We start from the raw sequence: 15,012 nt of genomic DNA, 5'->3' as shown, positions 1-15,012 counted from the left end.
CCCAGCGGGAGCAAGCTCCCTCGCCACAGGGGGAGGCACCGGCAAAGAAGCTGGATGCGACGACGCCTCATGTGTACCAAGGAACTAGAAAACTCAACACAGCGGGCAATTGTTGGCGAGGGCCCCGAGCCCAAGAATCTGTGGCAGACCGGGAAAATTTCCCGGGTATAACAATAACCGCAGAGGTAGCCGTCATGACTCATCCCGCACGTCGCCAACCCTTCGCCGTGAGCCTGCTGCTCAGTGCCATGCTGCTGTCAGGTTCGGCCTTGGCCGCCGTGACCGATCAGGAAATTCTCCAGGACCCGAAGAACCCGCAGCAGGTCGTGACCAACGGCCTGGGCGTCCAGGGCCAGCGCTACAGCCCGCTCGACAGTCTCAATGTCAATAACGTCAAGGATTTGCGCCCGGTCTGGGCGTTCTCCTTCGGTGGCGAAAAGCAGCGCGGTCAGCAGGCCCAGCCGATGATCAAGGACGGGGTGATGTACCTCACCGGTTCCTATTCGCGGGTGTTCGCGGTGGATGCGCGCACCGGCAAGAAACTGTGGCAGTACGATGCGCGTCTGCCTGATGACATCCGTCCCTGCTGCGACGTGATCAACCGCGGCGTGGCGCTGTATGGCGACCTGGTGTTCTTCGGCACCCTCGACGCCAAGCTGGTGGCCTTGAACAAGGACACCGGCAAAGTGGTGTGGAGCAAGAAGGTGGCCGACCACAAGGAAGGTTATTCCATCAGCGCCGCGCCCATGGTGGTGAACGGCAAGCTGATCACCGGTGTGGCCGGTGGTGAATTCGGCGTGGTTGGCCAGATCAGCGCCTACGATCCGAAGAATGGCGAACTGCTGTGGACCCGCCCGACGGTGGAAGGCCACATGGGTTACGTCTACAAGGATGGCAAGGCGGTCGAGAACGGTATCTCCGGTGGCGAGGCGGGCAAGACCTGGCCGGGCGATCTCTGGAAAACCGGCGGCGCGGCGCCTTGGCTGGGCGGCTACTACGACCCGGAAACCAACCTGCTGCTGTTCGGCACCGGCAACCCGGCCCCATGGAACTCCCACCTGCGACCTGGCGACAACCTCTATTCGTCGTCGCGCCTGGCCCTGAACCCGGACGACGGCACCATCAAGTGGCATTTCCAGAGTACGCCCCACGACGGCTGGGACTATGACGGCGTCAACGAGCTGATCTCGTTCAACTACAAGGAAGGCGGCAAGGACATCAAGGCGGCAGCGACTGCTGACCGTAACGGCTTCTTCTACGTGCTCGACCGCACCAACGGCAAGTTCATCCGCGGCTTCCCATTTGTCGACAAGATCACCTGGGCCACTGGCTTGGACAAGGACGGGCGGCCGATCTATAACGAGGCCAGCCGTCCGGGCGCGCCGGGCAGCGAAGCCAAGGGCAGTTCGGTGTTCGTCGCCCCGGCCTTCCTCGGTGCGAAAAACTGGATGCCCATGGCCTACAACCAGGACACCGGCCTGTTCTACGTGCCGTCCAACGAATGGGGCATGGACATCTGGAACGAAGGCATCGCCTACAAGAAAGGCGCGGCGTTCCTCGGGGCCGGGTTCACCATCAAGCCGCTGAACGAGGATTACATCGGCGTGCTGCGGGCCATCGACCCCAAGACCGGCAAGGAGGTCTGGCGCCACAAGAACTTCGCGCCGCTGTGGGGCGGGGTCCTGACCACCAAGGGCAACCTGGTGTTCACCGGCACGCCTGAAGGGTTCCTGCAGGCGTTCAACGCCAAGACCGGGGAAAAGGTCTGGGAATTCCAGACCGGCTCCGGCGTGCTTGGCTCGCCCATCACTTGGGAAATGGACGGTGAGCAATACGTCTCCGTGGTTTCCGGCTGGGGCGGTGCGGTGCCGCTGTGGGGCGGCGAGGTGGCCAAGCGCGTGAAGGACTTCAACCAGGGCGGCATGCTCTGGACCTTCAAGTTGCCGAAAGAGCTTGTCGCCAAGCGCTAAAACCTGCCAGGACCCGTGGCGAGGGAGCTTGCTCCCGCTGGAGTGCGAAGCGCTCCCGATTCTTGGCGACTGCTTCGCAGCCGAGCGGGAGCAAGCTCCCTCGCCACAAGGGCCTGCGCTGGCCTTGAACTTGCGCCAATCGCTTGAAACCTACGACCAAATAACGAGAGAGCCCCCTGCCAATGACGCATTCGTCCACGGCACGGGGCTCTCTACCATCGGCCTATCGCCTGTCCCGTGACAGGCATCGACCAGGCAGAGGCCCCATCATGATCTACGCACAACCCGGAACCCCAGGCGCCGTCGTTTCCTTCAAACCGCGCTATGGCAATTTCATCGGCGGCGAATTCGTCGCGCCGGTCAACGGCGAGTACTTCACCAACACGTCCCCGGTCAACGGCGAAGTCATTGCCCAATTCCCACGCTCCAACGCCGCCGACATCGACAAGGCACTGGATGCCGCCCATGCCGCCGCCGACGCCTGGGGCAAGACCTCGGTGCAGGACCGCTCGCGGGTGTTGCTGAAAATCGCTGACCGCATCGAGCAGAACCTGGAAGTCCTCGCCGTCAGCGAGACCTGGGACAACGGCAAGGCCGTGCGCGAGACCCTCAATGCCGACGTGCCGCTGGCAGCCGACCATTTCCGTTACTTCGCTGGCTGCATCCGCGCCCAGGAGGGTGGGGCGGCCGAGATCAACGAACTGACCACCGCCTATCATTTCCACGAGCCGCTGGGCGTGGTCGGGCAGATCATCCCGTGGAACTTCCCGCTGCTGATGGCCGCCTGGAAACTCGCTCCGGCCCTGGCCGCCGGTAACTGCATCGTGCTCAAGCCAGCCGAACAGACGCCGCTGTCGATCATGGTCTTCGCGGAACTGATCGCCGACCTGCTGCCGCCCGGGGTGTTGAACATCGTCCATGGTTTCGGCCGCGAAGCCGGTGAAGCCCTGGCCACCAGCAAGCGCATCGCCAAGATCGCCTTCACCGGCTCCACTCCGGTGGGCTCGCACATCATGAAGTGCGCCGCCGAGAACATCATCCCGTCCACCGTGGAACTGGGCGGCAAGTCGCCAAACATCTTCTTCGAAGACATCATGCAAGCCGAGCCGGCCTTTATCGAAAAGGCGGCTGAAGGCCTGGTGCTGGCGTTTTTCAACCAGGGCGAAGTCTGCACCTGCCCATCGCGCGCCTTGGTGCAAGAGTCGATCTACGTGCCGTTCATGGCCGAGGTGATGAAAAAGATCGCCAAGATCAAGCGCGGCAACCCGCTGGACACCGAAACCATGGTCGGCGCCCAGGCGTCCGAGCAGCAATTCGACAAGATCCTGTCGTACCTTGACATTGCTCAGCAAGAAGGCGCCGAGCTGCTCACCGGCGGCGCTGCCGAGCGACTCGAGGGTGATTTGTCGAGCGGCTATTACATCCAGCCGACGCTGCTCAAGGGCCACAACAAAATGCGCGTATTCCAGGAGGAAATCTTCGGCCCGGTGGTGGGCGTGACCACCTTCAAGGACGAAGCCGAAGCCCTGGCCATCGCCAACGACACCGAGTTCGGCCTCGGTGCCGGCCTGTGGACCCGCGACATCAACCGCGCCTACCGCATGGGCCGGGCGATCAAGGCCGGTCGCGTGTGGACCAACTGCTACCATCTGTACCCGGCCCATGCCGCGTTCGGTGGCTACAAGAAGTCCGGCGTGGGTCGTGAAACCCATAAGATGATGCTCGACCACTACCAGCAGACCAAGAACCTGCTCGTGAGCTATGACATCAATCCGCTGGGGTTCTTCTAACCCTGGGAGATAACAAGGCAGTTGCAGGGACCCTGTGGCGAGGGAGCTTGCTCCCGCTGGGCCGCGAAGCGGCCCTTTCCTTGATGCACATATTGATTGTGTGGCTGCTATTTTTGGGGCTGCTGCGCAGCCCAGCGGGAGCAAGCTCCCTCGCCACAAGTGCTCGCTGCTCCAGTAGTACCAACGCACCCCACCCACCGCTTCGAAAGTAGCATTCGAGCCCCAGGCGTGGCGTGCATTAATGACCTTGCCGGAATCGCCCGGTACAAGAAGAGGAAAGACCCATGTGGACTAAACCCGCGTACACCGACCTGCGTATCGGCTTTGAAGTGACGATGTACTTCGCCAACCGATGAGTGCCGGCCCGGCCTGGGGCGTTCAGGCCGGGCTACCCTATTGGTCTGATTGCAATCACGGTGGGATGCTTTAGGCTCAAGGTATCCCAGACAATAACAACAGGCTTACCGATGAGCCACGTCACTGAAAAGATGAGCCTCAGCCCGCTGCGCAAGTTCGTGTCCCCTGAAATCATGTTCGGTGCCGGTTGTCGGCACAATGTCGGCAACTACGCCAAGACCTTCGGCGCACGCAAAGTGCTGATCGTCACCGATCCCGGGGTCATTGCCGCCGGTTGGGTGGCGGACGTCGAAGCCAGCCTCCAGGCCCAAGGTATCGATTACTGCATCTACAGCGCGGTCTCGCCCAATCCCCGGGTCGAGGAAGTGATGCTCGGCGCTGACCTGTACCGGGAAAACCATTGCGATGTCATCGTCGCGGTGGGCGGTGGCAGCCCGATGGATTGCGGCAAAGGCATCGGCATTGTCGTCGCTCACGGCCGCAACATCCTCGAGTTCGAAGGCGTTGACACCCTGCACGTGCCCAGCCCACCACTGATCTTGATTCCCACCACGGCGGGGACGTCGGCGGACGTGTCGCAGTTCGTGATCATCTCCAACCAGCAAGAACGCATGAAGTTTTCCATCGTCAGCAAGGCGGCGGTGCCGGACGTGTCGTTGATCGACCCGGAAACCACCCTGAGCATGGACCCGTTCCTGTCCGCCTGTACCGGCATCGACGCCCTGGTGCATGCCATCGAGGCCTTCGTGTCCACCGGCCACGGTCCGTTGACCGACCCCCATGCGCTGGAAGCCATGCGCCTGATCAACAACCACCTGGTGCAGATGATCGCCAACCCGGCGGACGTCGCCCTGCGGGAAAAAATCATGTTGGGCAGCATGCAGGCCGGGTTGGCGTTCTCCAACGCGATCCTCGGGGCGGTGCATGCGATGTCCCACAGCCTGGGCGGTTTCCTCGACTTGCCCCATGGCTTGTGCAACGCGGTATTGGTGGAGCATGTGGTGGCGTTCAACTACAACTCGGCACCGGAGCGTTTCAAGGTGATTGCCGAGACCCTGGGCATCGATTGCCGGGGGCTCAATCACCGGCAGATCCGCGGCCGGCTGGTGGAGCACCTGATTGCCCTCAAGCGCACCATCGGTTTCCACGAGACCCTGGGCTTGCACGGTGTCAGCACGTCGGACATTCCGTTCCTGTCGCAACATGCGATGCACGACCCGTGCATCCTCACCAACCCTCGGGAGTCGAGCCAGCGGGATGTCGAGGTCGTCTATGGCGAAGCCCTCTGACGAGCAGCAAAAAGCCCTGGCCGGGCTGCTGGGGCTGGGCAATCACTCGACGCGCAAGAGTCACTACCCGGAACTGACGGCCCGTCTCGATGAGCTGGAACAGGCCCGCAAACACCTGCAACAACTCAATGACCAACTCGAGCAACGGGTGGCCGAGCGTACCGATGCGTTGCTGGAAGCCAACCACAACCTGCAGCAGCAGATTGCCCAGCGCGAGCAAATAGAGCAGCAATTGCGCGATGCCCGGGATGTCGCCCAGGCCGCCAACCGCAGCAAGGACAAGTACCTGGCCGCCGCCAGCCATGATCTGTTGCAGCCCCTCAACGCGGCCCGCCTGCTGATCGCCACCTTGCGTGAACGCCAGTTGCCTGCCGCCGAGCACGTGCTGGTGGAACGCACTCATCAAGCGCTCGAAGGGGCCGAAGACCTGCTCACTGACCTGCTGGACATTTCCCGGCTCGACCAGGCCGCCGTCAAGCCCGACCTGGCGCCGTATCGGCTGGATGAGCTGCTGGGGCCGCTGGTGTCGGAGTTTCAATCGGTGGCCGGTGCCGCCGGGTTGGAGCTGCGGGGGCGGTTTGGCGACGAAGCGGTGCTGACCGACCTGCGATTGATCAGCCGTATCCTGCGCAACCTGCTGAGCAATGCCTGCCGCTACACCAACCAGGGCGGCATTCTCCTGGCGGCCCGACGCCGGGGAGGGCGCCTGAGCCTGGAAGTCTGGGACACGGGACGGGGCATTGCCGCCGATTGCCTGGAGTCGATTTTCCTCGAGTTCAACCAACTGGACGTCGGTCGGGCGGCGGATCGCAAAGGCGTGGGCCTGGGGTTGGCGATCGTCGAACGCATCGCTCATATCCTCGGTTACCGGGTACAGGTGCGTTCGCGCCCGGGACGGGGTTCGGTGTTCAGCATCGAGGTGCCGCTGTCCAGTGAAAAACCGCAACCCGTGTCCCAGGCCCCGGCCCAGGCGGTCGTCGGCAACCCACTGCCGGGGCGGCGGTTGTTGGTGATCGACAATGAACTGAGCATCTTGCAAAGCATGGCCGCGCTGTTGGGGCAATGGGGTTGCGAGGTGTTGACCGCCACCGACGAGGCGGGCGCCATTGACGTGCTGCAAAACCGCGCGCCGGAGTTGATCCTTGCGGATTTTCACCTGGATCATGGGGTCGTCGGCTGTGAAGTGGTCAAGCACCTGCGTGAGCATTTCCACCAGGCAATCCCGGCGGTCATCATCACCGCCGACCGCAGCGACCAGTGCCGCCGCGCCCTGCGCAAGCTGGATGCTCCGCTGCTCAACAAACCGGTCAAGCCTGGCAAGTTGCGGGCGGTGTTGAGTCAGATCCTAGGATAGGTTGGCGCTGTAGGAGCTGCGTAGGAGCTCCTACACGGGTTACGCACAGTTTTTACGCGAATAGTTACCAGGGCCATTAAAATGCCGTCATTTGGTCGGCGTTTTTGCCAAGAATGTAAAAATGCGCTTCGGTCTGTTTATTTCCTTATGTAAACTCCCCCCGCTGCGACAATCGGGCACGGCCACGCCAGGCCCGATGAACACCGTTTGCAGCGTCCCTCACCCAGCTGAAGCCAAGACCTACAAGAAGTCAGCGCCGGAGAGACATAAACGAGAGGCCGACGAATATGCTCGGCCCTGTAGGTCCATCCTCCAGTCCGTCTCGATCCATCCCCCAGCATTGCTGGCCGTGGATGTGATCTATCCTTGATCAGGACCGGTGGACGGAATGGCGTTCATCCTAGGGATACACACATGTTGAAGAAAACACACACGGCGCTACTGGGCCTGGCGATGGCGATGGGTCTTGCGACCACGCACGCCGCCGAGCCAAAAAAAGTGGATGTCTTGCTCATTGGTGGGGGCATCATGAGCTCGACTCTCGGCGTCTGGCTCAATGAGCTGGAGCCGGGCTGGACCATGGAAATGGTCGAGCGCCTGGACGGTGTTGCCGAAGAGAGTTCCAACGGTTGGAACAATGCCGGTACTGGTCACTCTGCACTGGCCGAGCTGAACTACACGCCGGAAGACAAGAATGGCAAGGTCGAGATCGTCAAGGCCATCGAGATCAACGAAGCGTTCCAGATCTCCCGTCAGTTCTGGTCCTGGCAGGTCAAGAACGGTGTGCTGAAGAACCCGCGCTCGTTCATTAACTCCACGCCGCACATGAGCTTCGTCTGGGGTGATGACAACATCGCGTTCCTGAAGAAGCGCTACGAAGCGCTCCAGGCCAGCCCGTTGTTCGCCGGCATGCAGTATTCCGAAGACCCTGCACAGATCAGCAAGTGGGTTCCGCTGATGATGCAAGGGCGTGACCCGAGCCAGAAAGTCGCGGCCACCTGGAGCCCGTTGGGTACTGACGTGAATTTCGGCGAAATCACCCGCCAGTTCGCGACTTACCTGCAAACCAAGCCGAACTTCTCCCTCAAGCTGTCCAGCGAAGTGGAAGAAATCACCCGCAACGAAGACGGCACCTGGCGCGTTTCGTACACGAACCTGAAAGACGGTACCGAAACCGAGACCGACGCCAAGTTCGTGTTCATCGGCGCTGGCGGCGGTGCGTTGCACCTGCTGCAGAAGTCCGACATCCCGGAAGCGCGTGAATACGCCGGTTTCCCGGTAGGTGGTTCGTTCCTGGTCACCGAAAACCCGACCGTCGCCCAACTGCACCTGGCGAAGGCGTATGGCAAGGCTTCGGTGGGCGCACCGCCGATGTCGGTTCCGCACTTGGACACCCGTGTGCTCGATGGCAAGCGCGTGATCCTGTTTGGCCCGTTCGCAACGTTCTCCACCAAGTTCCTGAAGAACGGTTCGTACTTCGACCTGCTGACCAGCACCACCACCCACAACGTGTGGCCGATGACCAAGGTCGGTATCGAACAGTACCCACTGGTCGAGTACCTGGCCGGCCAACTGATGCTGTCGGACGAAGACCGCTTCAACGCGCTGAAAGAGTACTTCCCGGACGCCAAGCAGGAAGACTGGCGCCTGTGGCAGGCCGGCCAGCGCGTGCAGATCATCAAGCGTGACGAAGAGAAGGGCGGCGTGCTGAAACTCGGCACCGAAGTGGTCGCGTCCCAGGACGGCAGCATCGCCGGCCTGCTGGGCGCCTCGCCAGGCGCCTCGACTGCCGCACCGATCATGCTGACCGTGCTTGAGAAGGTCTTCAAGGACAAGGTCGCGAGCCCGGCCTGGCAGGAAAAACTGCGCCAGATCGTGCCGAGCTACGGCACCAAGCTCAACGATAGCCCTGAGCGCGTAGCCCAGGAATGGGCGTACACCAGCGAAGTCCTGCAACTGGACACACCGCCGGTAATTAGCAAGCCTGGCGCCCCCGCGGCACCGGCCAAGCCGGGCGCCGCCCCGCAAGCCAATCCAGCGGCTGACATGGCGCTGTAAGCCGGACGCTGTCTGAAGTAGTACAAGAAACGCCGCTCAAATGAGCGGCGTTTTTATTGGGCGCTCGGTTAACCCCTGTGGGAGCGGGCTTGCTCGCGAATGCATTCATCTGAATAGATGATGTTGGATGTGCTGCCGCTATCGCGAGCAAGCTCGCTCCCACAAGGGATTCGCGGCGAATGGACGGCTTGTGGTCAAGGCTGAACCCTGTGGGAGCGAGCCTGCTCGCGATAGCGGTGGGCCCCCCAACATCAATGCTCGATCTGCGAAAGATCTGCCCCATCCTCTGCGCACACCTGTCGAAACCGCGCGTCAAAATCCTCCGCCAACTGCGCCAGGGTAATTGCTCCCAAACGCTTGAGCAGCAACGCCTGGGCCTCATCGAACGCATCCGTCAGCGCGCCATTCACTGCCTGTTCCACCAGGCATTGCGGATGATCGGTGGACAGGCCAATGGCGAAGATCGACGTGCTGCCCAAGGCTTGGTGGATGTCCAGCAAGGTCATCTCCGACAGCGGCTTGCTCAAGGCCCAGCCGCCACGATGGCCTTTTTCCGACGTGACATACCCCTGTTCCTTGAGCAGCGCCATGGTCCGGCGCACCACCACCGGGTTGGTGCCCAGCATTTGCGCGAGGGTGTCGGACGTGGCCGATTGCTGGTGGCGATCCATGTGGATCAAAACGTGGAGCATGCGGGACAGGCGGGTGTCGGTTCTCATGAGCGTTGCAGCGTTCCGTGACGAAGACCGGCCCGAGTATCGCCTGTAATTGCAAAAGTTACGAGATCGTTGACAGGCGCTTTTCAAGGAACTTACGATGTGTCGAGACTTCATCAGTTCCGCCGGACCACCCAGGAGATTGATCATGCACTACGACGTCATCATCGCAGGCGGCAGCTACGCCGGGATGTCCGCAGCCCTTCAATTGGCCCGTGCCCGCCGCAAAGTGCTGGTCATCGATGCCGGCCAGCGGCGCAACCGGTTCGCGGCCAGCGCCCATGGTTTTCTCGGGCAGGATGGCCGAGCCCCCGGAGACATTGCCGATGATGCCCGCCGCCAGCTGTTGGCCTACCCGACGGTGGAATGGGTATCGGCTACCGCGAGCAAGGCCAGCCAGGAGGCGGGCGGCTTCCTCGTGGAGAGCCATGACGGGCAACGCTACAGCACCCAGCGGCTGTTGTTGGCCTCCGGGGTCATCGATGAGTTGCCCGACGTGGAAGGGCTGGCGCAGCGCTGGGGCAAAAGCGTCTTCCATTGTCCGTATTGCCACGGCTATGAACTGGAACAAGGTCCCATCGGGGTGTTGGCGACCTCGCCGATGTCGCTCCACCATGCCTTGATGTTGCCTGATTGGGGGCCGACGACATTCTTCACCAATGGCGTGTTCGAGCCCGACCTTGAGCAACAGGACAGCCTGGCCCGACGCGGCGTAACCCTGGTGCCGGAGCGTGTCGAACGTATTGAAGGCGACCGGGCCGACGTGGTGCTGGCGGACGGACGGGTGATCGCCATTGACGGCTTGTTTGTCCTGTCGCGCATCCAGGTGGCCGGTTCACTCGCGGCGTCCTTGGGCTGTGCTTTTGAAGACGGCCCGCTCGGGGCGTTCATCCAGGCCGACCCGATGACGCGTGCAACCAGCGTCCCGGGTGTTTTTGTCTGTGGCGATGCGGCGATGCCGTTCGGCTCAGTCGCGTTGGCGGTCGGCGATGGGGTGAGGGCGGGCTCCGGGGTGCATCGTTCGCTGATCTTCGATGCGCATTGAAGCCGGCCCTTGAGCGTTATACCTGTACCGCGCCGGTTGCCACGGCAAAGGCAAGCATCACCAGGCTGACGCCCCAGGCCCAGAAGAACGTATAGGTGATGTGCTTGCGCAGCTCCACCCCGGACAACGCCAGTGCTAGATAGACGCTGGGCACCACCGGGCTGATGGAAAAGCCAGTGTTCTCCCCGATCAGCATGGCCCGGGCCACGGCTTCGAGAGGAACACCCGCCGCGGCGGCCACGTCCTTGATCACCGGAAGCAGGGCGAAATAATAGGCGTCCGGTGAAAAGATCATGCCCAGGGGCACGCCGAAGAAACCGACGATCACGTGCAGGTATTGGGCGGATCCCGCCGGCAGGATATCGATCAGTGCCAAGGCCATCCCGTCGGACATCTTCGCGCCGGAGAGCACGCCCAACAGGACGGCAGCGGCCATCATCACCAGGACCATTTGCAGCGCGTCGGCGGCATGGGCCTTGAGGCGTTCGGCCTGGGCGTCCAGGGACGGGAAGTTCAAGGGCAGGGCGATGCCCAGTCCCACCATGAAACAGGCGTACAGGGGGAAAATACCGGTGAACAGGCACACCAGGATCCCAGCGGTCAGCGCCACGTTCAGCCAGTAGCGCAGCTCCCGGGGCGAGAGGCTGAATTCGCGGTCCTGGGGCTGCAGGCCGCCGAGGTCGCACGTCGCCGCCGCCCCGAGGGACATCGGTTGGCGACGCTGGGCGCGCAGGCCCAATACGGTCGCGACCAGCAGCATGCACGCCAGGCCCACCATCTGCACCGGCAGCAAGCCTAGCCAGAGCTCGGTGGCATCCAGCCCGGACACCGCGGCGGCCCGTGCGGTCGTGCCGCCCCAAGGGACCATATTGATGACACCGGCCGTGGTGCCGACCAGGCACAACAGCATCGCTGGGCTCATGTTCAGGCGTTTGTACAAGGGCAGCAGGGCCGGGATGGTCAGCAAGAACGTGGCGGCGCCGACGCCGTCGAGGTGAACCACCGACGTCACCAATACCGTTACCAACGCCACGGCCAACGGCTTGCCGCCCGTGCTGCGGATCAGCAGATTGACCAACGGATCGAACAGTCCGCGGTCACGCATGATGCCGAAAAACAGGATGGCGAACAGAAACAGTGCGGCGGTCGGGGCCACTGTAATCAGGCCGGCCTTGATGAACTCGCCGATCTGTCCGAGATTGAAACCGGCCAGCAGGCAAACGACCACGGGAAGGGTGGTGAACGCCACGACCGGACTGATCCTGCGCAGCAATATCAAGCCGATGATGGCGAACATCATCAGGAAACCCAGGGTTGTAATCATGTTGCAGCCTCTCTTTTTATTGTTGTCGGATGGTGCGCGGGCGGTGGCTCGGTCAGCCTTGCGGGCCTGGCAAACGCAAGGCCAGCAGCAGGTAACTCAGGCTTTTGCCGTGACGGTCAAGACCGCAACTGCGGTTCACCCCACCCTCCAGGGCGTCCTCAAGTACGAAATTCAATGCGTTCAGGTTCGGCAGCTCATAGCGATGCACCTTGGAGGGCTGGCGCGTCGCGAATTGCTCGGCCACCCGGGCGCAGGTCAGTTCCCGTAGCAGCCAGGGGTAGTGGGCAGGATCGTGGGGAAACAGGGCGATGCTGAGAATGTTGCCTTTGTCGCCAGCACGGGCATGGGCATAGTCAGCGAGGGTGACCAGGTTCATCAATACCACTCCAGGGTTGTGTGGATTTCATTTCGCGGCAGCAGGAAGCTGCGAGTGGTGACGGTCTCGGCGAGGTGCCGGCGCACGCCACCGCCGCCCGCGGGCCCGTTGGTATAGAGCGACTCAACCTCTGCAAGCAGCGCTTCCACCAGCAATCGGTCGGTGTGGGTCAAGCCGATGCGCACGCGCACATCCTCCAGGGAAGGCGCCTGGGCCAGTTGCTTTTGCAGATAACGACCGCCCTGGTCGTTGAAAAGGCTGGCTACCCCGGACAGGTCGATCCAGGGCTGTATTCCCGGTGCCAATTGGTCAAAACGTTGCAGCAGGATCTCCCGCGCCAGCGCGGCACGCGCCACGGCACCGGGGCCTGCGTAGGAGATTTCCGCCTCGCCGAACCACAGGCCGCGCACCCCCGCCAGGCCCTTGAGCGTGTAGGGACGTGGATGGCCAAGCAGGCCACTGATCTCGACACGGTCCCCACCCAAATCTTCTACGCGAGCTTGGCCCAGGTCCAGCACCACATCTGGCGTCAGATAGCGTCGAGGGTCATGTACTTCGTAGAGGAGTTGTTCCTTGACGGTCTGTTCGCTGACCCGGCCACCGCTGTTGCGAGTCTTGCCGATGATCAGGCGGCCGTCCTGGTGAACCTCGGCTATCGGACAACCGAGATTGGCCGGGTCCGGAATGTCCTTCATCCCAGGATGGGCAAAGTAGCCGCCAGTGACCTGGGTGCAACATTCCAGCAGATGCCCGGCCGTGGTGGCGACGGCCATTTTCTGCCAATCGTCAGCCGCCCAACCCAGCCCATGGCGGATCGCCCCCACCGCCAGCGACGGATCCGCGACTCGGCCACACAGCACGATGCCGGCGCCCTCGGCCAACGCCTGGGCAATACCGTCGGCCCCGGTGTAGACGTTCACCGAAACGGGGTGCTCCAAGGGGGCCGATGACAACCATCGTTCGTAGCGGGGAGGCGTTTCTTCCAACAGGTCATCGCCCAGTACACAGGCGATTTTCAGCTCAGGGAAACGACCCGCCAACCCATGGCGCAGCCGTTGCGCCGCCGCCCGGGGATTAGCGGCGCCGCCGTTGGTGATGATCGGGATGCCGGCCTTGATGCACAGGTCGAGCATGGGTTCGAGGAAGTCGAACAGGCGGGCGGAGTAGCCTGTCTCTGGATCAAGTCGTTTGCGTAGCTGCGCCTCGGCCAGGGTCCGCTCAGCCAGTAGCTCCAGCATGATGTAGCGCTGGCCGCTGCGTTGCGCCAGGTCCTGGGCCAGGCGCAGGGCGGCGTCGGGTCGATCATTGGCGAAACCGGCGCCACACCCGACGAGAATTGTTTTTGTCATGTCCGAGTTCCACTGGAGGGTGACTCCATAGTGAAGGGGCTGGATTATTCTGTGAATTTTAAAGATAGAATCAATTGATCCAGTAATTTTATGAGCGAGCCATGAACGTTTCTTTTCGTCAGCTTCGTGCCTTCATCCTGATCGCCGAGACGTCGAGCTTCACCCGCACGGCAGAACAACTGCACCTGTCCCAACCGGCATTGAGCTACAGCATTCGCAAATTGGAAGAGAGCATGGGCTTGCAACTGCTCGCGCGTAACACCCGCAGCGTCGAACTGACGCCTGCCGGTGAGCACTTCTTGCCCCAGGCCCGGCGCATGCTCCGGGACATGGACGATGCCGTGCGCGATGCTCGTGACACCCTCAACCTGAGCCGGGGCACGCTCCGGCTGGCGGCCCTGCCTACCGCCGCCGCGTCGTTCCTGCCGATCGCCATTGCTGCTTTCCAGCGTGAGAACCCGGGCGTGACGGTGAGCTTGCTGGATGGCCGCGCGGGGGAAGTCATGGGCTGGGTGCAGCGAGGCGAGGTGGACGCCGGCATCAGTTCGCTGCCTGACGATCTTTCCGGATTGAGTTTCGAGCGACTGCTGGATGACAACCTTGTGCTATTGAGCCACAAGGATCACCTGCGCGAAGGCCTGGACGACTGGAAGCGGCAGCCCTACATCGCGCTTACGCCCGACACCAGCATCCGTCCCCTGGCTGACGCTGCATTGCGCTATCTGAACGTCGATGCTTTTCCAGCCTGGGAGGTCGCGCACTTGAGCACCGCCACGGCGTTGGTGCGCGAAGGATTGGGGTTCTCCCTGCTGCCGGCCAGTTGCACGGCCGTGTTCAACATTGGCGAGCAGTGCACGGTCACCGCCATCGACCAGCCGGCGAAACGCTCGATCGGCCTGTTGCAGCGCAAGCCGGTGGCCCCATCACCTTCGTTGAGCCAGTTCATGGGGCATGTGCGGCAGGTGCTGCGGCAGGATGAGGTCAGCCATGGGTGCTGAGATTGATCAGGCACTGGCTATCGCGAGCAAGCTCGCTCCCACAGGGAGAGGGCGTTGAAAACGCTATTCATGAACACCACCAAATCCCCTGTGGGAGTGAGCCTGCTCGCGAAAAGGGTGGTTCAGCTTGCATCGATGTTGAATATGCCGCCGCCTTCGCGAGCAAGCCCGCTCCCACATTGGCGGGTGGTGGAACTTGAGCGCATGACCGCCATAAATCCCCTGTGGGAGCGAGCCTGCTCGCGAAAACGGTTGTTCAGCTTGCATCGATGTTGAATATGCCACCGCCTTCGCTAGCAAGCCCGCTCCCACATTGGCGGGTGGTGGAACTTGAGCGCATGACCGCCATAAATCCCCTGTGGGAGCGAGCCTGCTCGCGAAAACGG

General features: G+C 62.3%; 12 protein-coding genes. 8 read left to right on the top strand and 4 right to left on the bottom strand.

The window, feature by feature from the left end; all coding sequences use genetic code 11:
* Nucleotides 1-194: 194 nt before the first annotated feature.
* From HU767_RS27620 to mqo, 6 genes are all read left to right on the top strand, one after another.
* On the top strand, nucleotides 195-1,970 hold the full coding sequence (locus HU767_RS27620; RefSeq protein WP_186707618.1) for a PQQ-dependent methanol/ethanol family dehydrogenase: 1,776 nt from the start codon (nucleotides 195-197) through the stop codon (nucleotides 1,968-1,970).
* Between the two features lie 269 nt (nucleotides 1,971-2,239).
* A complete protein-coding gene (locus HU767_RS27615; protein WP_186731009.1) occupies nucleotides 2,240-3,760 on the top strand; it encodes an aldehyde dehydrogenase family protein in 1,521 nt (506 codons plus the stop codon).
* A gap of 284 nt (nucleotides 3,761-4,044) precedes the next feature.
* Nucleotides 4,045-4,116, top strand: coding sequence for a pyrroloquinoline quinone precursor peptide PqqA (gene pqqA, locus HU767_RS27610; RefSeq protein ID WP_003243383.1), 72 nt, complete (start codon nucleotides 4,045-4,047; stop codon nucleotides 4,114-4,116).
* 132 nt (nucleotides 4,117-4,248) lie between these two features.
* Nucleotides 4,249-5,406, top strand: a complete 1,158-nt coding sequence (gene ercA, locus HU767_RS27605; RefSeq protein ID WP_186707672.1) for an alcohol dehydrogenase-like regulatory protein ErcA — start codon at nucleotides 4,249-4,251, stop codon at nucleotides 5,404-5,406.
* Complete coding sequence (locus tag HU767_RS27600) at nucleotides 5,390-6,760, top strand: hybrid sensor histidine kinase/response regulator (RefSeq protein ID WP_186731008.1); 1,371 nt, start codon at nucleotides 5,390-5,392, stop codon at nucleotides 6,758-6,760. The genes ercA and HU767_RS27600 overlap by 17 nt, the downstream gene beginning before the upstream one ends.
* A 414-nt stretch (nucleotides 6,761-7,174) precedes the next feature.
* Complete coding sequence (gene mqo / locus HU767_RS27595; RefSeq protein ID WP_186731007.1) at nucleotides 7,175-8,818, top strand: malate dehydrogenase (quinone); 1,644 nt, start codon at nucleotides 7,175-7,177, stop codon at nucleotides 8,816-8,818.
* 251 nt (nucleotides 8,819-9,069) lie between these two features.
* Here the strand turns inward: mqo and HU767_RS27590 are convergent, their stop codons facing one another.
* Entirely contained in the window at nucleotides 9,070-9,537 is a 468-nt protein-coding gene (locus HU767_RS27590; protein WP_186731006.1) for an Rrf2 family transcriptional regulator, read from the bottom strand.
* A gap of 145 nt (nucleotides 9,538-9,682) precedes the next feature.
* Between HU767_RS27590 and HU767_RS27585 the strand changes: the two genes are divergently transcribed.
* Nucleotides 9,683-10,579 (top strand): NAD(P)/FAD-dependent oxidoreductase, encoded by an 897-nt coding sequence (locus HU767_RS27585; protein WP_186731005.1) that lies wholly within the window; start codon nucleotides 9,683-9,685, stop codon nucleotides 10,577-10,579.
* 16 nt (nucleotides 10,580-10,595) lie between these two features.
* Here HU767_RS27585 and HU767_RS27580 read toward each other — a convergent pair whose 3' ends face one another.
* The 3 genes from HU767_RS27580 to HU767_RS27570 are packed head-to-tail and all read right to left on the bottom strand — an operon-like array spanning nucleotide 10,596 to nucleotide 13,628.
* Complete coding sequence (locus HU767_RS27580) at nucleotides 10,596-11,903, bottom strand: citrate:proton symporter (RefSeq protein WP_186731004.1); 1,308 nt, start codon at nucleotides 11,901-11,903, stop codon at nucleotides 10,596-10,598.
* Between the two features lie 52 nt (nucleotides 11,904-11,955).
* A complete protein-coding gene (locus HU767_RS27575; RefSeq protein WP_003201468.1) occupies nucleotides 11,956-12,279 on the bottom strand; it encodes a hypothetical protein in 324 nt (107 codons plus the stop codon).
* Nucleotides 12,279-13,628: an acyclic terpene utilization AtuA family protein gene (locus HU767_RS27570; protein WP_186731003.1), complete on the bottom strand. Its 1,350-nt coding sequence runs from the start codon at nucleotides 13,626-13,628 to the stop codon at nucleotides 12,279-12,281. The genes HU767_RS27575 and HU767_RS27570 overlap by 1 nt, the downstream gene beginning before the upstream one ends.
* Nucleotides 13,629-13,729: 101 nt before the next feature.
* Between HU767_RS27570 and HU767_RS27565 the strand changes: the two genes are divergently transcribed.
* Complete coding sequence (locus HU767_RS27565) at nucleotides 13,730-14,626, top strand: LysR family transcriptional regulator (RefSeq protein WP_186731002.1); 897 nt, start codon at nucleotides 13,730-13,732, stop codon at nucleotides 14,624-14,626.
* The last annotated feature ends 386 nt before the right edge of the window (nucleotides 14,627-15,012 follow it).

The organism is Pseudomonas sp. SWRI179 (assembly GCF_014268705.1).
GTDB classification, from domain to species: domain Bacteria; phylum Pseudomonadota; class Gammaproteobacteria; order Pseudomonadales; family Pseudomonadaceae; genus Aquipseudomonas; species Aquipseudomonas zanjanensis.
The sequence above is the reverse complement of the archived record's forward strand: the minus strand, read 5'-3'. Positions and strand labels throughout refer to the sequence as shown.

Coding starts and splice junctions, on each gene's coding strand:
- HU767_RS27620 (WP_186707618.1), top strand. CDS start 195: ATGACTCATCCCGCACGTCGCCAACCCTTCGCCGTGAGCCTGCTGCTC.
- HU767_RS27615 (WP_186731009.1), top strand. CDS start 2,240: ATGATCTACGCACAACCCGGAACCCCAGGCGCCGTCGTTTCCTTCAAA.
- ercA (WP_186707672.1), top strand. CDS start 4,249: ATGAGCCTCAGCCCGCTGCGCAAGTTCGTGTCCCCTGAAATCATGTTC.
- HU767_RS27600 (WP_186731008.1), top strand. CDS start 5,390: ATGGCGAAGCCCTCTGACGAGCAGCAAAAAGCCCTGGCCGGGCTGCTG.
- mqo (WP_186731007.1), top strand. CDS start 7,175: ATGTTGAAGAAAACACACACGGCGCTACTGGGCCTGGCGATGGCGATG.
- HU767_RS27590 (WP_186731006.1), bottom strand. CDS start 9,537: ATGAGAACCGACACCCGCCTGTCCCGCATGCTCCACGTTTTGATCCAC.
- HU767_RS27585 (WP_186731005.1), top strand. CDS start 9,683: ATGCACTACGACGTCATCATCGCAGGCGGCAGCTACGCCGGGATGTCC.
- HU767_RS27580 (WP_186731004.1), bottom strand. CDS start 11,903: ATGATTACAACCCTGGGTTTCCTGATGATGTTCGCCATCATCGGCTTG.
- HU767_RS27575 (WP_003201468.1), bottom strand. CDS start 12,279: ATGAACCTGGTCACCCTCGCTGACTATGCCCATGCCCGTGCTGGCGAC.
- HU767_RS27570 (WP_186731003.1), bottom strand. CDS start 13,628: ATGACAAAAACAATTCTCGTCGGGTGTGGCGCCGGTTTCGCCAATGAT.
- HU767_RS27565 (WP_186731002.1), top strand. CDS start 13,730: ATGAACGTTTCTTTTCGTCAGCTTCGTGCCTTCATCCTGATCGCCGAG.